A 15184-nucleotide genomic window follows, 5' to 3' on the forward strand; every position below is an offset into this window, starting at 1 on the left:
AGAAAAATGCCCGTATCTTGCGATACGGGCATTTTCTTTAACCGGCCAGCAGAATGCTAGGTTTTCACACAGTCTGACTAGGCCCGGTTCTTCGTTTCAGACTGACGTCTTACTCGGCGGATACAGCTTCGCCAGCAGTAGCACGATCAACCAACTCGACGTACGCCATAGGCGCGTTGTCGCCAGCGCGGAAACCGCACTTGAGGATGCGCAGGTAGCCACCCTCACGGGTAGCATAACGCTTGCCCAGGTCGTTGAAGAGCTTACCAACGATAGCTTTCGAGCGGGTACGGTCGAAAGCCAGACGGCGGTTAGCCAGGCTGTCTGTCTTGGCCAGAGTGATCAGCGGCTCGGCAACGCGGCGCAGTTCTTTGGCTTTTGGCAGAGTAGTTTTGATCAGCTCGTGCTCGAACAGCGACACCGCCATGTTTTGGAACATGGCCTTGCGGTGCGAGCTGGTGCGGCTCAGGTGACGACCACTTTTACGATGACGCATGGTTCATTCCTTACCAAACACTACGTTCGGTGATTACGACGATCAGGCAGTCGCCTTGTCGTCCTTCTTAAGACTTGCAGGCGGCCAGTTGTCGAGGCGCATGCCGAGGGACAGACCGCGGGAGGCCAGAACGTCCTTGATTTCAGTCAAGGATTTCTTGCCCAGGTTCGGAGTCTTCAACAGCTCTACTTCGGTACGCTGAATCAGGTCGCCGATGTAGTAGATGTTTTCCGCCTTAAGGCAGTTAGCCGAACGTACAGTCAGTTCCAGATCGTCAACCGGGCGAAGCAGGATCGGATCGATCTCGTCTTCCTGCTCGACAACCACTGGCTCACTGTCACCCTTGAGGTCGACGAACGCAGCCAACTGCTGTTGCAGGATGGTTGCAGCGCGGCGAATAGCCTCTTCAGGATCCAGAGTACCGTTGGTTTCCAGATCAATAACCAGCTTGTCCAGGTTGGTACGCTGCTCGACACGGGCGTTTTCCACCACGTACGCGATACGGCGAACCGGGCTGAACGAAGAGTCAAGCTGCAAGCGACCGATGCTGCGGCTTTCGTCTTCATCGCTCTGACGCGAGTCGGCTGGTTCATAACCACGACCACGAGCTACGGTGAGCTTCATGTTCAGGGCGCCGTTAGACGCCAGGTTAGCGATTACGTGATCGGGATTAACGATCTCGACATCATGATCCAGCTGAATATCGGCAGCGGTAACCACCCCCGAACCCTTCTTCGACAAGGTCAGCGTAACTTCGTCACGACCGTGCAGCTTGATGGCCAGACCTTTAAGGTTCAACAGGATTTCAATTACGTCTTCCTGTACACCTTCGATGGCGCTGTACTCGTGGAGCACACCGTCAATCTCGGCCTCGACTACTGCGCAGCCGGGCATTGAGGACAACAGGATGCGTCGCAGCGCGTTGCCCAGGGTGTGGCCAAAACCACGCTCGAGAGGCTCGAGAGTGATCTTGGCGCGGGTTGGACTGACAACCTGCACATCAATGTGGCGGGGTGTCAGGAACTCATTTACCGAAATCTGCATGGATGCACCTATTTTCTAGCCCTTACTTGGAGTAGAGCTCGACAATCAGGCTTTCGTTGATGTCGGCGGACAGATCACTGCGAGCAGGAACGTTCTTGAAAACGCCCGACTTCTTCTCAGTGTCTACTTCTACCCATTCTACGCGGCCACGTTGGGCACACAGATCGAGAGCTTGGACAATGCGAAGTTGGTTTTTTGCTTTCTCGCGAACTGCAACCACGTCACCAGCACGAACCTGATACGACGGAACGTTTACGGTCTGACCGTTGACGCTGATCGACTTGTGCGATACCAGCTGACGGGATTCGGCACGAGTCGAACCAAAGCCCATACGGTATACAACGTTGTCCAGACGGCATTCGAGCAGTTGCAGCAGGTTTTCACCGGTTGCACCTTTTTTGCCAGCAGCTTCTTTGTAGTAGCCGCTGAACTGACGCTCGAGAACGCCGTAGATACGACGGACCTTCTGCTTTTCACGCAGTTGGGTGCCGTAGTCGGACTGGCGGCCGCGGCGTTGGCCGTGGATACCAGGTGCTGCTTCAATGTTGCACTTCGATTCGATCGCGCGCACGCCGCTCTTCAGGAAGAGATCGGTGCCTTCGCGACGAGCGAGTTTGCATTTTGGACCAATGTAACGAGCCATTCTTTACAATCTCCTGGATTACACGCGGCGCTTCTTCGGCGGACGGCACCCGTTGTGCGGGATTGGCGTCACGTCGGTGATGCTGGCGATCTTGTAGCCACAGCCGTTCAAAGCGCGGACTGCGGATTCACGACCTGGACCTGGACCTTTGACGTTGACGTCGAGGTTTTTCAGGCCGTATTCCAGCGCAGCTTGACCAGCACGTTCAGCAGCTACTTGAGCAGCAAACGGGGTGGACTTGCGGGAACCGCGGAAACCCGAACCACCGGAGGTAGCCCAGGAAAGAGCGTTACCTTGACGGTCGGTGATGGTCACGATGGTGTTGTTAAAAGATGCATGGATGTGGGCGATGCCATCAACCACTGTCTTTTTAACTTTTTTACGAGGACGAGCAGCAGGTTTTGCCATGATTAAATTCCTGTCGATTCGCTGGGGCGATTACTTGCGGATCGGCTTACGCGGACCTTTACGGGTACGCGCGTTGGTCTTGGTACGCTGACCGCGCACTGGAAGACCGCGACGATGACGCAGACCGCGATAGCAACCGAGGTCCATCAAGCGCTTGATTTTCATGTTGATTTCGCGACGCAGGTCACCTTCAGTGGTGAACTTCGCCACTTCGCCACGCAGCTGTTCAATTTGCTCGTCGCTCAGATCTTTGATCTTTGCTGCTGGGTTTACCCCAGTTTCTGCACAGATTTTCTGTGCAGTAGTGCGACCAACACCATAGATGTAGGTCAGCGAGATAACAGTATGCTTGTTATCTGGAATGTTAACGCCTGCAATACGGGCCATTCAGTGGGACTCCAATTGACAGCTACCTACGCCCCGGAAGCCAAGAAATAGGGCGCGAGATAATATCGCTGTAATAACAAATAATCAACCCGGTAGCGCACTAGCTACCGGGCTTGAAGCACAATCACACTCAGCCTTGGCGCTGTTTGTGACGCGGTTCCGCGCTGCAAATTACTCGAACAACACCTTCGCGGCGAATAATCTTGCAGTTACGGCACAGCTTTTTCACCGATGCACGAACTTTCATCACCAACTCCTCGAACCTTATGGGTACTCAGCGCAACATGCCGCTGCCGTAACCCTTCAGGTTGGCTTTCTTCATCAGGGATTCGTACTGGTGCGAAACGAGGTGCGATTGTACTTGGGACATGAAGTCCATCACAACCACGACCACGATCAGCAACGAGGTCCCGCCAAGGTAGAACGGTACGTTGGCTGCAACCACCAGGAACTGGGGAAGCAAGCACACGGCCGTCATGTAAAGAGCACCGAACAGGGTCAAGCGAGTCAGAACGCCATCAATGTAGCGCGCAGACTGCTCACCTGGACGAATGCCCGGAATAAAGGCACCGGACTTCTTCAGGTTTTCCGCTACGTCTTTCGGATTGAACATCAACGCCGTATAGAAGAAGCAGAAGAAAATAATCCCTGCACTAAACAGCAGAATATTCAACGGCTGACCAGGAGCGATCGACTGCGAGATGTCCTGCAACCAGCCCATACCTTCAGACTGACCGAACCAGGCACCCAACGAAGCCGGGAACAGCAAAATGCTGCTCGCGAAAATAGCCGGAATAACACCGGCCATGTTCACCTTCAGCGGCAAGTGGCTAGTCTGCGCAGCGAAGACCTTACGGCCCTGCTGACGCTTGGCGTAGTGAACAGCAATACGACGCTGACCACGCTCAATGAACACCACGAAACCGATAATCGCTACTGCCAGCAAACCGATGGCAACCAGGGCGAAGATGTTGATATCACCCTGACGCGCAGACTCGAAAGACTGCCCGATTGCTCTCGGAAGACCGGCGACGATACCCGAAAAAATCAACATCGAGATACCGTTGCCAACACCACGCTCAGTAATCTGCTCACCCAGCCACATCATGAACATCGCACCAGCCACAAATGTGGTTACCGCGACGAAATGGAAGCCAAAGTCACCAGTGAACGCCACGCCCTGCCCCGCCAGACCAATGGACATGCCAATGGCCTGGACTAGAGCGAGAGCGACGGTGAGGTAGCGGGTGTACTGGCTGATCTTGCGACGGCCAGCTTCACCTTCCTTCTTCAACTGCTCCAGCTGCGGGCTGACGGCGGTCATCAGTTGCATGATGATCGATGCCGAAATATACGGCATGATCCCCAGTGCAAAGATGCTCATCCGTTCCAGCGCGCCGCCGGAAAACATGTTGAACAAGCTAAGAATGGTCCCCTCATTCTGTCGAAACAGGTCCGCGAGACGGTCCGGGTTGATACCTGGAACCGGGATGTGTGCGCCTATTCGGTAGACGATAATCGCCAGGAACAGAAAACGCAGACGAGCCCAGAGTTCAGACATACCGCCTTTGCCGAGCGCAGAGAGAGCACCTTGCTTAGCCATTTATTCCTCGAACTTGCCGCCAGCTGCTTCGATAGCCGCACGCGCACCTTTGGTGGCGCCGATTCCCTTGCCGATAGTGACAGCGCGAGTCACTTCACCGGACAGCATGATTTTCACACGCTGCACGTTGACGTTGATCACGTTGGCATCTTTCAGGGACTGCACAGTAACGATGTCGCCTTCCACTTTAGCCAGCTCGGACAGACGCACTTCTGCGCGATCCATGGCCTTCAGGGAAACGAAACCGAACTTAGGCAGGCGACGATGCAGCGGCTGTTGACCGCCTTCAAAGCCTGGAGCGATGGTGCCACCGGAGCGGGAGGTCTGACCTTTGTGGCCGCGGCCACCGGTCTTGCCCAAACCACTACCGATACCACGGCCCGGACGATGCTTTTCGCGACGGGAACCCGGCGCTGGACTCAGATCATTGAGTTTCATCGATTAACCCTCGACACGCAGCATGTAGTAAGCCTTGTTGATCATCCCGCGATTCTCGGGAGTATCCTGGACTTCTACAGTGTGACCGATGCGACGCAGACCCAGACCCTTAACGCACAGTTTGTGGTTAGGGATGCGGCCGGTCATGCTTTTGATCAGCGTTACTTTAACGGTAGCCATGATCAGAAGATCTCCTTGACAGTCAGACCACGCTTGGCAGCGATGGACTCAGGAGATTGCATAGCCTTCAGACCCTTGAAAGTGGCGTGAACCACGTTTACCGGGTTAGTCGAGCCATAGCACTTGGCCAGAACGTTCTGCACACCAGCAACTTCGAGGACAGCACGCATAGCGCCGCCAGCGATGATACCGGTACCTTCAGAAGCAGGCTGCATGTACACCTTCGAAGCGCCGTGACCGGACTTCATTGCGTACTGCAGAGTGGTGCCGTTCAGGTCAACTTGGATCATGTTGCGGCGAGCAGCTTCCATTGCCTTCTGGATCGCAGCAGGCACTTCACGTGACTTGCCACGGCCGAAGCCAACACGCCCTTTACCATCACCTACCACGGTCAACGCGGTGAAAGTGAAGATACGGCCGCCTTTAACGGTTTTGGCTACGCGGTTAACTTGAACCAGCTTCTCGATGTAGCCTTCGTCGCGCTTTTGGTCGTTATTTGACATAACTTAGAACTCCAGCCCAGCTTCACGAGCAGCATCAGCCAGCGCTTTAACGCGGCCGTGGTACTTGAAGCCAGAGCGGTCGAAAGCCACTTGCGAGACGCCAGCGGCCTTAGCACGCGTAGCGACCAGCTGGCCAACCTTTGTGGCCGCGTCGATGTTGCCAGTGGCACCATCACGCAGTTCTTTATCCAAAGTCGAGGCACTTGCCAGGACTTTGTTGCCGTCGGCCGAGATGACCTGGGCGTAGATGTGCTGCGACGAGCGGAACACGCAGAGACGCACGACTTCGAGTTCGTGCATTTTCAGGCGTGCTTTGCGAGCGCGACGCAGTCGAGTAACTTTTTTGTCGGTCATTTGCTATGCCCTACTTCTTCTTGGCTTCTTTACGACGGACGACTTCGTCCGCGTAGCGCACACCTTTGCCTTTGTACGGCTCTGGTGGACGGAAGTCGCGGATCTCAGCGGCCACTTGACCTACCAGCTGCTTGTCGATGCCCTTGATCAGGATATCGGTCTGGCTAGGAGTCTCAGCGGTGATGCCTTCCGGCAGTTCGTAATCCACTGGGTGCGAGAAGCCAAGGGCAAGGTTCAGAACCGTGCCTTTTGCTTGCGCTTTGTAACCAACACCGACCAGCTGGAGCTTGCGCTCGAAGCCTTGGCTTACGCCCTGGACCATGTTGTTTACCAACGCACGCGTGGTACCGGCCATTGCGCGAGTTTGTTGATCGCCATTGCGAGCAGCGAAACGCAGCTCACCAGCTTCTTCAACGATCTCAACGGACGAATGGATGTTCAGTTCAAGAGTACCCTTGGCACCCTTCACCGAAAGCTGTTGGCCTGCGAATTTGACTTCGACACCGGCTGGCAGCTTAACGGGGTTCTTAGCGACGCGAGACATGCTTATCCCCCCTTAGAACACAGTGCAAAGAACTTCGCCGCCGACACCGGCAGCGCGCGCAGCACGATCCGTCATCACACCTTTGTTGGTGGAGACGATAGACACGCCAAGACCGCCACGAACTTTCGGCAGATCTTCAACGGACTTGTACTGACGCAGGCCTGGACGACTAACGCGCTTCACTTCTTCGATAACCGGACGGCCTTCGAAGTACTTCAGCGAGATGGACAACGACGGCTTGGCGTCGGTGGTGATCTGAAAATCCGCGATGTAACCTTCGTCCTTCAGGACTTTTGCTACAGCAGCCTTCAACGTGGAAGACGGCATGCTTACGACAGACTTTTCAGCCATCTGGGCATTACGGATTCGAGTTAGCATGTCCGCTAACGGGTCCTGCATACTCATGGGCTAGACGCTCCTAATACAAAAAAATTAGCCTTGCGGCTACTACTTGTCGCCGAGAACTTCCGGGCAGAAAAACACGGGCTCAGGCGAGCCGGTCATTCTAGACACACCCCAGAAATGAATCAAGCCCCAAAAGGGGCTTGATTCAGATTCAAGGTCACCGGCGGTCAGGTTCTTGCAAACCCGAACACCGAGACTTTGACAGCGATTACCAGCTGGCTTTAACCAGACCTGGAACGTCACCACGCATTGCAGCTTCACGCAGCTTGTTACGACCGAGGCCGAACTTGCGGTAAACGCCGTGCGGACGACCAGTCAGGCGGCAACGGTTACGCATGCGCGAAGCGCTTGCGTCACGTGGTTGCTTCTGCAGAGCTACGGTAGCTTCCCAACGCGCTTCTGGACTTGCGTTCAGATCGACGATGATAGCTTTCAGCGCTGCACGCTTGGTGGCGTACTTGGCAACAGTGAGCTGACGCTTCAGCTCACGGTTCTTCATGCTCATCTTAGCCATTTTCCTACTCCAATCAGTTGCGGAACGGGAATTTGAAAGCACGCAGCAGAGCGCGGCCTTCATCATCGTTCTTGGCAGTGGTGGTCAGGGTAATGTCCAGACCGCGGAGAGCATCGATCTTGTCGTAGTCGATTTCCGGGAAAATGATCTGCTCTTTCACGCCCATGCTGTAGTTGCCACGACCATCGAAGGACTTGGCATTCAGGCCGCGGAAGTCGCGAACCCGAGGCAGGGAGATCGACAGCAGACGATCCAGGAACTCGTACATACGCTCACGGCGCAGAGTCACCTTGACGCCGATCGGCCATCCTTCGCGGACTTTGAAGCCAGCGATGGATTTACGAGCGTAGGTCACAACGACTTTCTGGCCGGTGATCTTTTCCAGGTCAGCAACAGCATGCTCAATGACTTTTTTGTCACCGACTGCTTCGCCCAGACCCATGTTCAGGGTGATTTTTGTAACGCGTGGAACTTCCATCACGTTCGAAAGCTTAAGTTCTTCCTTAAGCTTCGGTGCGATTTCCTTCCAGTAAATCTCTTTTAGTCGTGCCATGGTCTTCTACCTAGCAGTGTTCAAGCATCAACCGCTTTTTGGGTCGACTTGAAGACACGAATTTTCTTGCCATCTTCTACTTTGAAACCAACGCGGTCAGCCTTGTTGGTTTCGCCGTTGAAAATGGCGACGTTAGAAGCGTCCAGTGGAGCTTCTTTTTCGACGATACCGCCTTGCACGCCCGACATCGGGTTAGGCTTGGTATGACGCTTGACCAGGTTCAGACCACCAACAACCAGACGGTTATTAGCAAGAACCTTGAGCACCTTACCGCGCTTACCTTTGTCTTTGCCGGCGATCACGATGATCTCGTCGTCACGACGAATCTTTTGCATGTCGGATCTCCTTACAGCACTTCTGGGGCGAGCGAGACGATCTTCATGAACTTCTCGGTACGAAGTTCACGGGTCACTGGCCCAAAGATACGGGTGCCGATCGGCTCTTGCTTGTTGTTCAGAAGAACAGCAGCGTTGCCATCAAAGCGGATAATGGAGCCATCAGCACGACGTACGCCGTGACGAGTGCGGACTACAACAGCAGTCATCACTTGGCCTTTTTTCACTTTACCGCGAGGAATTGCTTCCTTCACGGTAACTTTGATGATGTCACCGATACCAGCGTAACGACGATGGGAGCCACCCAGCACCTTGATGCACATAACGCGGCGAGCGCCGCTGTTATCGGCCACATCGAGCATGGATTGAGTCTGAATCATATAATTTCTCCGACCCCTAGTCCTTAGACTTCCACAGCGCGTTCGAGAACATCAACCAGCGCCCAAGACTTGGTCTTGGCCATAGGACGAGTTTCACGAATAGTGACTTTGTCGCCGATGTGGCACTGATTGGTTTCGTCGTGCGCGTGCAGCTTAGTCGAACGCTTAACGTATTTACCGTAGATCGGGTGCTTTACGCGACGCTCGATCAATACGGTGATGGTTTTGTCCATCTTGTCGCTGACAACACGGCCAGTCAGCGTACGGACAGTTTTTTCGGCTTCAGCCATGATCACTTACCTGCCTGCTGGTTGAGCACAGTCTTCACGCGAGCGATGTCACGCTTAACTTGCGAGAGCAGATGAGACTGCCCCAACTGGCCAGTTGCTTTCTGCATACGCAGATTGAACTGGTCGCGCAGCAAGCCGAGCAGTTGCTCGTTCAGCTGCTGTGCGGATTTTTCACGAAGTTCATTCGCTTTCATCACATCACCGTCCGTTTAACAAAGGCGGTGGCGAGCGGCAGCTTTGCAGCAGCCAGGGCAAAAGCCTCACGCGCCAGCTCTTCAGAAACACCCTCGATTTCATACAGGACTTTGCCTGGCTGAATCTGGGCAACCCAGTACTCCACACTACCCTTACCTTTACCCATACGAACCTCGAGAGGTTTTTTGGAGATCGGCTTGTCCGGGAATACACGGATCCAGATCTTGCCGCCACGTTTTACGTGACGGGTCAGAGCACGACGCGCTGACTCGATCTGACGAGCGGTGAGACGACCACGAGCTACAGACTTCAGCGCGAACTCGCCGAAGCTGACTTTGCTACCGCGCTGAGCCAGACCACGGTTGTGGCCGGTCATCTGCTTGCGGAACTTCGTACGCTTTGGTTGCAACATTTGGCGTACCCCTTACTTAGCAGCTTTTTTACGAGGCGCTGGTGCTTGTGGTTTCAGTTCTTCTTGGCGACCACCAATAACTTCGCCTTTGAAGATCCAAACCTTTACACCGATCACACCGTAGGTGGTGTGAGCTTCGTAGTTGGCATAGTCGATGTCGGCACGCAGGGTGTGCAATGGCACACGACCTTCGCGATACCATTCAGTACGTGCGATTTCAGCACCGCCGAGACGACCGCTCACTTGGATTTTGATGCCTTTGGCACCAATGCGCATGGCGTTCTGTACTGCGCGCTTCATAGCGCGACGGAACATTACACGACGCTCCAGCTGCTGAGCTACGCTCTGCGCAACCAGCATACCGTCGAGCTCCGGCTTGCGGATCTCTTCGATATTGATGTGCACAGGCACACCCATTTGCTTGGTCAGGTCCTGACGCAGTTTCTCAACATCTTCACCTTTCTTCCCGATAACGATACCTGGACGAGCGGTGTGGATGGTGATACGTGCAGTTTGTGCCGGACGATGGATATCGATACGGCTTACGGACGCGCTTTTTAGTTTGTCTTGGAGATACTCACGCACTTTCAGATCTGCGAACAAGTAGTCCGCATAAGTCCGACCGTCTGCGTACCAGACGGAGGTGTGCTCCTTGACGATTCCCAGGCGAATGCCAATGGGATGTACTTTCTGACCCATCTCTTCGACTCCGTTACTTGTCAGCAACCTTGACAGTGATATGGCAAGACCGCTTGACGATGCGATCAGCACGGCCTTTGGCACGTGGCATGATGCGCTTCAGCGAACGCCCTTCGTTGACGAAAACGGTGCTGACCTTCAGGTCATCAACGTCTGCGCCTTCGTTATGCTCGGCGTTGGCTACGGCCGACTCCAGCACTTTCTTCATGATCTCGGCGGCTTTCTTACTGCTGAAAGCCAACAGGTTGAGCGCTTCGCCCACCTTCTTCCCGCGGATCTGGTCGGCGACCAAGCGGGCTTTCTGGGCGGAGATTCGAGCGCCCGACAACTTAGCGGCTACTTCCATTTCCTAACCCCTTAACGCTTGGCTTTCTTGTCAGCCACGTGCCCGCGATAAGTGCGGGTACCGGCGAACTCGCCCAGTTTGTGGCCGACCATGTCTTCGTTAACGAGAACTGGGACGTGTTGACGACCGTTGTGTACTGCGATGGTCAGACCGACCATTTGTGGCAGGATCATCGAACGACGCGACCAAGTCTTAATTGGTTTGCGATCGTTCTTTTCCGCCGCCACTTCGATCTTCTTCAGTAGGTGAAGATCAATAAAAGGACCTTTTTTCAGAGAACGTGGCACTGTCGTATCCCTCTATTTACTTGCGACGACGGACGATCATTTTGTCGGTACGCTTATTACCACGAGTCTTCGCGCCCTTAGTCGGGAAGCCCCATGGCGATACCGGATGACGACCACCAGAGGTACGACCTTCACCACCACCATGTGGGTGGTCAACCGGGTTCATGGCAACACCACGAACGGTTGGGCGAACGCCACGCCAGCGCTTGGCACCAGCTTTACCCAGCGAACGCAGGCTGTGCTCGGAGTTCGAGACTTCGCCCAGGGTCGCACGGCATTCAGCCAGGACTTTACGCATTTCACCGGAACGCAGACGCAGGGTCACGTAGACACCTTCACGAGCGATCAACTGAGCCGAAGCACCAGCGGAACGAGCGATCTGTGCACCTTTACCTGGCTTCAATTCGATGCCGTGTACGGTAGAACCGACTGGAATGTTGCGCAGTTGCAGAGCGTTGCCTGGCTTGATTGGAGCCAGAGCGCCCGCGATCAGCTGGTCGCCAGCACTCACGCCTTTAGGGGCGATGATGTAGCGGCGCTCGCCGTCTGCGTAGCACAGCAGTGCGATGTGAGCAGTACGGTTTGGATCGTATTCGATACGCTCGACAGTGGCGACGATGCCATCTTTGTCGTTGCGACGGAAATCGACCATACGATAATGCTGCTTATGACCACCACCGATGTGACGCGTGGTAATACGGCCATTGTTGTTACGACCACCAGTCTTCGATTTTTTCTCGAGCAGCGGTGCGTGAGGAGCGCCTTTATGCAGCTCCTGGTTGACCACCTTGACCACAAAACGGCGGCCAGGGGAAGTCGGTTTGCATTTAACGATTGCCATGATGCACCCCTTCCTTACTCAGCACTGCTGCTGAAATCGAGATCTTGGCCTGGCTGAAGGGAGATAACTGCCTTCTTCCAGTCATTGCGCTTGCCCAGACCGCGAGCTGTGCGCTTGCTCTTACCCAGAACGTTCAGGGTAGTAACACGCTCAACTTTCACGCTGAACAGGCTTTCGACGGCCTTCTTGATTTCCAGCTTGGTTGCGTCAGTAGCAACCTTGAAAACGAACTGGCCTTTCTTGTCTGCCAGAACCGTAGCCTTCTCGGAAACGTGCGGGCCAAGCAGAACTTTAAATACGCGTTCCTGGTTCATCCCAGCAGCTCCTCGAATTTCTTCACGGCCGACACGGTGATCAACACCTTGTCGTATGCGATCAGACTAACTGGATCGGAACCTTGCACGTCACGTACATCTACGTGCGGCAGGTTGCGAGCAGCCAGGTACAGGTTCTGATCAACAGCGTCCGACACGATCAGAACGTCGGTCAGGCTCATGTTGTTCAGTTTGCCCAGCAGATCTTTGGTTTTCGGAGTTTCAACAGCGAAATCCTGAACCACGACCAGACGATCAGTACGCACCAGCTCAGCAAGGATGGAACGCATTGCTGCGCGATACATCTTCTTGTTCAGCTTCTGGGAGTGATCCTGTGGACGAGCTGCGAAAGTGGTACCGCCGCCACGCCAGATTGGGCTACGGATAGTACCGGCACGAGCGCGGCCAGTACCTTTCTGACGCCATGGGCGTTTGCCGCCACCACGAACGTCGGAACGGGTTTTCTGCTGCTTGCTACCTTGACGGCCGCCGGCCATGTAGGCCACGACTGCTTGGTGAACCAGCGTCTCGTTGAATTCGCCGCCAAATGTCAGTTCGGAAACTTCGATCGCTTGAGCGTCATTTACATTTAATTGCATGTCAGCTTCCCCTTAACCGCGAGCCTTGGCTGCTGGACGTACAACCAGGTTGCCGCCAGTAGCGCCAGGAACAGCACCCTTGACCAACAACAGATTGCGTTCAGCGTCCACGCGCACTACTTCCAGGGACTGCACGGTCACGCGCTCAGCGCCCATATGACCGGACATTTTTTTGCCCTTGAATACACGACCAGGAGTCTGGCACTGGCCGATAGAGCCTGGGACGCGGTGGGATACGGAGTTACCGTGGGTGTTATCTTGCCCGCGGAAATTCCAACGCTTGATCGTACCCTGGAAGCCTTTACCCTTGGACTGACCGGTTACATCAACCAGTTGACCAGCGGCGAAGATTTCAGCGTTGATCAGATCGCCAGCCTGGTACTCGCCTTCTTCAAGACGGAATTCCATGGTGGTGCGACCAGCGGCAACGTTCGCTTTAGCGAAGTGGCCAGCTTGAGCTGCTGTTACACGCGAAGCGCGACGCTCGCCGACAGTGACTTGCACTGCACGATAGCCATCGGTCTCTTCAGTTTTGAACTGGGTGACGCGATTCGGCTCGATCTCAATGACCGTGACCGGAATGGAGACACCTTCTTCGGTGAAAATACGGGTCATACCGCATTTACGACCGACTACACCAATAGTCATGTTGTAAACCTCATGAGTGTACGGGGCTTTCACCCGCTATGGCCGCCCATTTCAGAGCGTTACACGACCAAGACCGAGTCTTAGCCGAGGCTGATCTGCACTTCCACACCGGCCGCAAGATCAAGCTTCATCAGCGCATCAACGGTTTTATCCGTTGGCTGGACGATGTCCAGTACACGCTTATGAGTGCGGATCTCGTACTGGTCGCGCGCGTCTTTGTTGACGTGCGGGGAAACCAGAACGGTGAACCGCTCTTTACGGGTAGGCAGTGGAATTGGACCACGCACTTGAGCACCAGTACGTTTCGCGGTTTCCACGATTTCCTGGGTTGATTGGTCGATCAGGCGATGGTCAAAAGCCTTCAACCTGATACGGATTTGCTGATTTTGCATTGGATTTCAGACTCCGGCTGCTATTCCCACCGAGCGCAATACGCCCGTTAAAAGGAGGCGCAATTCTATAGACGCCCCTGATAGGTGTCAACCCAATAAAAAAGGCCCCCGCTAAGCGGGGGCCCTCTCAAAACATGGAGCTATCTCAGAAGAGATAATTACTCGATGATTTTAGCTACAACGCCAGCACCAACGGTACGGCCGCCTTCGCGAATAGCGAAACGCAGACCGTCTTCCATTGCGATGGTTTTGATCAGGGTAACAACCATTTTGATGTTGTCGCCCGGCATTACCATCTCAACGCCTTCCGGCAGCTCGCAGTTACCAGTCACGTCAGTAGTACGGAAGTAGAACTGTGGACGGTAGCCTTTGAAGAACGGAGTGTGACGACCGCCTTCTTCTTTGCTCAGTACGTACACTTCAGCTTCGAACTTGGTGTGCGGCTTGACCGAACCCGGCTTGACCAGAACCTGGCCACGCTCAACGTCGTCACGCTTGGTACCACGCAGCAGAACGCCGCAGTTCTCGCCAGCACGACCTTCGTCGAGCAGTTTACGGAACATTTCAACACCGGTGCAGGTGGTGACGGTGGTGTCACGCAGACCAACGATTTCCAGTGGATCCTGAACCTTGACGATACCGCGCTCGATACGACCGGTTACAACAGTACCGCGACCGGAAATCGAGAATACGTCTTCGATTGGCATCAGGAACGGCTTGTCGATAACACGGACTGGATCCGGGATGTAGCTGTCCAGAGTCTCAACCAGCTTACGAACGGACGTGGTGCCCATTTCGTTATCGTCTTTGCCTTCCAGAGCCATACGAGCAGAACCGATGATGATCGGAGTGTCGTCACCTGGGAAGTCGTAAGTGCTCAGCAGATCGCGCACTTCCATCTCAACCAGCTCCAGCAGCTCAGCGTCGTCTACCAGGTCAGCCTTGTTCAGGTAAACCACGATGTACGGAACGCCTACCTGACGGGACAGCAGGATGTGCTCACGGGTTTGTGGCATCGGACCATCAGCGGCCGAGCAAACCAGGATCGCGCCGTCCATCTGGGCAGCACCGGTGATCATGTTCTTCACATAGTCAGCGTGACCTGGGCAGTCAACGTGAGCGTAGTGACGGATCAGCGAGTTGTATTCAACGTGCGCGGTGTTGATGGTGATACCACGAGCTTTTTCTTCTGGCGCGCTGTCGATCTTGTCGAAGTCAACGATTGCCGAACCGAATACTTCGGAGCAAACGCGAGTCAGAGCAGCAGTCAGAGTGGTTTTACCGTGGTCAACGTGACCAATGGTGCCAACGTTGACGTGCGGTAGGGAACGATCAAATTTTTCTTTAGCCACGACAATTAACTCCTAGCCTAAA

General features: G+C 54.6%; 29 protein-coding genes. All 29 read right to left on the reverse strand.

Annotated elements, in window-relative coordinates; translation table 11 throughout:
* Window positions 1–109 precede the first annotated feature (109 nt).
* The 29 genes from rplQ to tuf all read right to left on the reverse strand — a co-directional run bounded on the left by rplQ (window position 110) and on the right by tuf (window position 15162).
* Window positions 110–496, reverse strand: a complete 387-nt coding sequence (gene rplQ / locus HU755_RS25705) for a 50S ribosomal protein L17 (protein ID WP_003176402.1) — start codon at window positions 494–496, stop codon at window positions 110–112.
* Between the two features lie 42 nt (window positions 497–538).
* On the reverse strand, window positions 539–1540 hold the full coding sequence (gene rpoA / locus HU755_RS25710) for a DNA-directed RNA polymerase subunit alpha (RefSeq protein WP_003186012.1): 1002 nt from the start codon (window positions 1538–1540) through the stop codon (window positions 539–541).
* A 22-nt stretch (window positions 1541–1562) separates the two neighbouring features.
* Complete coding sequence (gene rpsD, locus HU755_RS25715) at window positions 1563–2183, reverse strand: 30S ribosomal protein S4 (protein ID WP_003176404.1); 621 nt, start codon at window positions 2181–2183, stop codon at window positions 1563–1565.
* Between the two features lie 18 nt (window positions 2184–2201).
* Complete coding sequence (gene rpsK / locus HU755_RS25720; RefSeq protein WP_002555466.1) at window positions 2202–2591, reverse strand: 30S ribosomal protein S11; 390 nt, start codon at window positions 2589–2591, stop codon at window positions 2202–2204.
* A 30-nt stretch (window positions 2592–2621) separates the two neighbouring features.
* Window positions 2622–2978, reverse strand: coding sequence for a 30S ribosomal protein S13 (gene rpsM, locus HU755_RS25725; protein WP_009045849.1), 357 nt, complete (start codon window positions 2976–2978; stop codon window positions 2622–2624).
* A 130-nt stretch (window positions 2979–3108) separates the two neighbouring features.
* Entirely contained in the window at window positions 3109–3225 is a 117-nt protein-coding gene (rpmJ, locus tag HU755_RS25730) for a 50S ribosomal protein L36 (RefSeq protein WP_002555468.1), read from the reverse strand.
* A 27-nt stretch (window positions 3226–3252) separates the two neighbouring features.
* Window positions 3253–4581, reverse strand: coding sequence for a preprotein translocase subunit SecY (gene secY, locus HU755_RS25735; protein ID WP_016772945.1), 1329 nt, complete (start codon window positions 4579–4581; stop codon window positions 3253–3255).
* On the reverse strand, window positions 4582–5019 hold the full coding sequence (rplO, locus tag HU755_RS25740) for a 50S ribosomal protein L15 (protein WP_003228720.1): 438 nt from the start codon (window positions 5017–5019) through the stop codon (window positions 4582–4584).
* A gap of 3 nt (window positions 5020–5022) precedes the next feature.
* Window positions 5023–5199, reverse strand: coding sequence for a 50S ribosomal protein L30 (gene rpmD, locus HU755_RS25745; RefSeq protein ID WP_003176408.1), 177 nt, complete (start codon window positions 5197–5199; stop codon window positions 5023–5025).
* Window positions 5200–5201: 2 nt separating this feature from the next.
* Window positions 5202–5702 (reverse strand): 30S ribosomal protein S5, encoded by a 501-nt coding sequence (gene rpsE / locus HU755_RS25750; RefSeq protein WP_064392263.1) that lies wholly within the window; start codon window positions 5700–5702, stop codon window positions 5202–5204.
* Between the two features lie 3 nt (window positions 5703–5705).
* The gene (rplR, locus tag HU755_RS25755; protein ID WP_003186037.1) at window positions 5706–6056 is read right to left on the reverse strand and encodes a 50S ribosomal protein L18; all 351 of its coding nucleotides are present in this window, start codon (window positions 6054–6056) and stop codon (window positions 5706–5708) included.
* Window positions 6057–6066: 10 nt separating this feature from the next.
* A complete protein-coding gene (gene rplF / locus HU755_RS25760) occupies window positions 6067–6600 on the reverse strand; it encodes a 50S ribosomal protein L6 (protein WP_003176412.1) in 534 nt (177 codons plus the stop codon).
* A 12-nt stretch (window positions 6601–6612) separates the two neighbouring features.
* Complete coding sequence (rpsH, locus tag HU755_RS25765; protein ID WP_016772944.1) at window positions 6613–7005, reverse strand: 30S ribosomal protein S8; 393 nt, start codon at window positions 7003–7005, stop codon at window positions 6613–6615.
* A gap of 208 nt (window positions 7006–7213) precedes the next feature.
* A complete protein-coding gene (rpsN, locus tag HU755_RS25770) occupies window positions 7214–7519 on the reverse strand; it encodes a 30S ribosomal protein S14 (protein WP_126366851.1) in 306 nt (101 codons plus the stop codon).
* A 13-nt stretch (window positions 7520–7532) separates the two neighbouring features.
* Window positions 7533–8072 (reverse strand): 50S ribosomal protein L5, encoded by a 540-nt coding sequence (rplE, locus tag HU755_RS25775; protein WP_003176415.1) that lies wholly within the window; start codon window positions 8070–8072, stop codon window positions 7533–7535.
* A gap of 20 nt (window positions 8073–8092) precedes the next feature.
* Window positions 8093–8407: a 50S ribosomal protein L24 gene (gene rplX, locus HU755_RS25780; protein WP_186546713.1), complete on the reverse strand. Its 315-nt coding sequence runs from the start codon at window positions 8405–8407 to the stop codon at window positions 8093–8095.
* 11 nt (window positions 8408–8418) lie between these two features.
* Window positions 8419–8787, reverse strand: coding sequence for a 50S ribosomal protein L14 (gene rplN / locus HU755_RS25785; RefSeq protein ID WP_002555479.1), 369 nt, complete (start codon window positions 8785–8787; stop codon window positions 8419–8421).
* 23 nt (window positions 8788–8810) lie between these two features.
* A complete protein-coding gene (rpsQ, locus tag HU755_RS25790; RefSeq protein WP_003194644.1) occupies window positions 8811–9077 on the reverse strand; it encodes a 30S ribosomal protein S17 in 267 nt (88 codons plus the stop codon).
* A gap of 2 nt (window positions 9078–9079) precedes the next feature.
* The gene (gene rpmC / locus HU755_RS25795; protein ID WP_002555481.1) at window positions 9080–9271 is read right to left on the reverse strand and encodes a 50S ribosomal protein L29; all 192 of its coding nucleotides are present in this window, start codon (window positions 9269–9271) and stop codon (window positions 9080–9082) included.
* Window positions 9271–9684, reverse strand: coding sequence for a 50S ribosomal protein L16 (rplP, locus tag HU755_RS25800; protein ID WP_007896757.1), 414 nt, complete (start codon window positions 9682–9684; stop codon window positions 9271–9273). The genes rpmC and rplP overlap by 1 nt, the downstream gene beginning before the upstream one ends.
* 12 nt (window positions 9685–9696) lie before the next feature.
* Window positions 9697–10383 carry a 30S ribosomal protein S3 gene (rpsC, locus tag HU755_RS25805; RefSeq protein WP_003176422.1) on the reverse strand — a complete coding sequence of 229 codons (687 nt, stop codon included), beginning with the start codon at window positions 10381–10383 and terminating at the stop codon, window positions 9697–9699.
* Between the two features lie 13 nt (window positions 10384–10396).
* Window positions 10397–10729, reverse strand: a complete 333-nt coding sequence (rplV, locus tag HU755_RS25810; RefSeq protein WP_003103908.1) for a 50S ribosomal protein L22 — start codon at window positions 10727–10729, stop codon at window positions 10397–10399.
* 11 nt (window positions 10730–10740) lie between these two features.
* Window positions 10741–11016, reverse strand: coding sequence for a 30S ribosomal protein S19 (rpsS, locus tag HU755_RS25815; protein ID WP_003228731.1), 276 nt, complete (start codon window positions 11014–11016; stop codon window positions 10741–10743).
* 16 nt (window positions 11017–11032) lie between these two features.
* Entirely contained in the window at window positions 11033–11857 is an 825-nt protein-coding gene (gene rplB, locus HU755_RS25820) for a 50S ribosomal protein L2 (protein ID WP_003228734.1), read from the reverse strand.
* Window positions 11858–11871: 14 nt separating this feature from the next.
* Complete coding sequence (gene rplW / locus HU755_RS25825) at window positions 11872–12171, reverse strand: 50S ribosomal protein L23 (RefSeq protein ID WP_002555488.1); 300 nt, start codon at window positions 12169–12171, stop codon at window positions 11872–11874.
* Window positions 12168–12770, reverse strand: a complete 603-nt coding sequence (gene rplD, locus HU755_RS25830) for a 50S ribosomal protein L4 (RefSeq protein ID WP_003228735.1) — start codon at window positions 12768–12770, stop codon at window positions 12168–12170. Before rplD ends, rplW begins: the two co-directional genes overlap by 4 nt.
* A 12-nt stretch (window positions 12771–12782) precedes the next feature.
* Window positions 12783–13418 (reverse strand): 50S ribosomal protein L3, encoded by a 636-nt coding sequence (gene rplC, locus HU755_RS25835; RefSeq protein ID WP_003228738.1) that lies wholly within the window; start codon window positions 13416–13418, stop codon window positions 12783–12785.
* An 80-nt stretch (window positions 13419–13498) separates the two neighbouring features.
* Window positions 13499–13810, reverse strand: coding sequence for a 30S ribosomal protein S10 (rpsJ, locus tag HU755_RS25840; protein WP_003186070.1), 312 nt, complete (start codon window positions 13808–13810; stop codon window positions 13499–13501).
* Window positions 13811–13968: 158 nt separating this feature from the next.
* Entirely contained in the window at window positions 13969–15162 is a 1194-nt protein-coding gene (tuf, locus tag HU755_RS25845) for an elongation factor Tu (RefSeq protein ID WP_003176426.1), read from the reverse strand.
* Window positions 15163–15184: the final 22 nt, after the last annotated feature.

The sequence above is a fragment of the Pseudomonas sp. SWRI111 genome (assembly GCF_014268555.1).
In the GTDB taxonomy this organism is placed as follows: domain Bacteria; phylum Pseudomonadota; class Gammaproteobacteria; order Pseudomonadales; family Pseudomonadaceae; genus Aquipseudomonas; species Aquipseudomonas hamedanensis.

Excerpts from the sequence above, each read along its gene's own strand:
- rplV (WP_003103908.1), bottom strand. The coding sequence starts at position 10,729 with ATGGAAGTAGCCGCTAAGTTGTCGGGCGCTCGAATCTCCGCCCAGAAA.
- rpsC (WP_003176422.1), bottom strand. The coding sequence starts at position 10,383 with ATGGGTCAGAAAGTACATCCCATTGGCATTCGCCTGGGAATCGTCAAG.
- rplR (WP_003186037.1), bottom strand. The coding sequence starts at position 6,056 with ATGACCGACAAAAAAGTTACTCGACTGCGTCGCGCTCGCAAAGCACGC.
- rplW (WP_002555488.1), bottom strand. The coding sequence starts at position 12,171 with ATGAACCAGGAACGCGTATTTAAAGTTCTGCTTGGCCCGCACGTTTCC.
- rplO (WP_003228720.1), bottom strand. The coding sequence starts at position 5,019 with ATGAAACTCAATGATCTGAGTCCAGCGCCGGGTTCCCGTCGCGAAAAG.
- rpsD (WP_003176404.1), bottom strand. The coding sequence starts at position 2,183 with ATGGCTCGTTACATTGGTCCAAAATGCAAACTCGCTCGTCGCGAAGGC.
- rpsE (WP_064392263.1), bottom strand. The coding sequence starts at position 5,702 with ATGTCAAATAACGACCAAAAGCGCGACGAAGGCTACATCGAGAAGCTG.
- rplB (WP_003228734.1), bottom strand. The coding sequence starts at position 11,857 with ATGGCAATCGTTAAATGCAAACCGACTTCCCCTGGCCGCCGTTTTGTG.
- rpsH (WP_016772944.1), bottom strand. The coding sequence starts at position 7,005 with ATGAGTATGCAGGACCCGTTAGCGGACATGCTAACTCGAATCCGTAAT.
- rpsK (WP_002555466.1), bottom strand. The coding sequence starts at position 2,591 with ATGGCAAAACCTGCTGCTCGTCCTCGTAAAAAAGTTAAAAAGACAGTG.
- rplC (WP_003228738.1), bottom strand. The coding sequence starts at position 13,418 with ATGACTATTGGTGTAGTCGGTCGTAAATGCGGTATGACCCGTATTTTC.
- rplF (WP_003176412.1), bottom strand. The coding sequence starts at position 6,600 with ATGTCTCGCGTCGCTAAGAACCCCGTTAAGCTGCCAGCCGGTGTCGAA.
- rplD (WP_003228735.1), bottom strand. The coding sequence starts at position 12,770 with ATGCAATTAAATGTAAATGACGCTCAAGCGATCGAAGTTTCCGAACTG.
- rplE (WP_003176415.1), bottom strand. The coding sequence starts at position 8,072 with ATGGCACGACTAAAAGAGATTTACTGGAAGGAAATCGCACCGAAGCTT.
- rpsM (WP_009045849.1), bottom strand. The coding sequence starts at position 2,978 with ATGGCCCGTATTGCAGGCGTTAACATTCCAGATAACAAGCATACTGTT.
- rplN (WP_002555479.1), bottom strand. The coding sequence starts at position 8,787 with ATGATTCAGACTCAATCCATGCTCGATGTGGCCGATAACAGCGGCGCT.
- rplQ (WP_003176402.1), bottom strand. The coding sequence starts at position 496 with ATGCGTCATCGTAAAAGTGGTCGTCACCTGAGCCGCACCAGCTCGCAC.
- secY (WP_016772945.1), bottom strand. The coding sequence starts at position 4,581 with ATGGCTAAGCAAGGTGCTCTCTCTGCGCTCGGCAAAGGCGGTATGTCT.
- rpoA (WP_003186012.1), bottom strand. The coding sequence starts at position 1,540 with ATGCAGATTTCGGTAAATGAGTTCCTGACACCCCGCCACATTGATGTG.
- rplX (WP_186546713.1), bottom strand. The coding sequence starts at position 8,407 with ATGCAAAAGATTCGTCGTGACGACGAGATCATCGTGATCGCCGGCAAA.
- rplP (WP_007896757.1), bottom strand. The coding sequence starts at position 9,684 with ATGTTGCAACCAAAGCGTACGAAGTTCCGCAAGCAGATGACCGGCCAC.
- rpsQ (WP_003194644.1), bottom strand. The coding sequence starts at position 9,077 with ATGGCTGAAGCCGAAAAAACTGTCCGTACGCTGACTGGCCGTGTTGTC.
- rpsN (WP_126366851.1), bottom strand. The coding sequence starts at position 7,519 with ATGGCTAAGATGAGCATGAAGAACCGTGAGCTGAAGCGTCAGCTCACT.
- rpmJ (WP_002555468.1), bottom strand. The coding sequence starts at position 3,225 with ATGAAAGTTCGTGCATCGGTGAAAAAGCTGTGCCGTAACTGCAAGATT.
- rpmD (WP_003176408.1), bottom strand. The coding sequence starts at position 5,199 with ATGGCTACCGTTAAAGTAACGCTGATCAAAAGCATGACCGGCCGCATC.
- rpsJ (WP_003186070.1), bottom strand. The coding sequence starts at position 13,810 with ATGCAAAATCAGCAAATCCGTATCAGGTTGAAGGCTTTTGACCATCGC.
- rpmC (WP_002555481.1), bottom strand. The coding sequence starts at position 9,271 with ATGAAAGCGAATGAACTTCGTGAAAAATCCGCACAGCAGCTGAACGAG.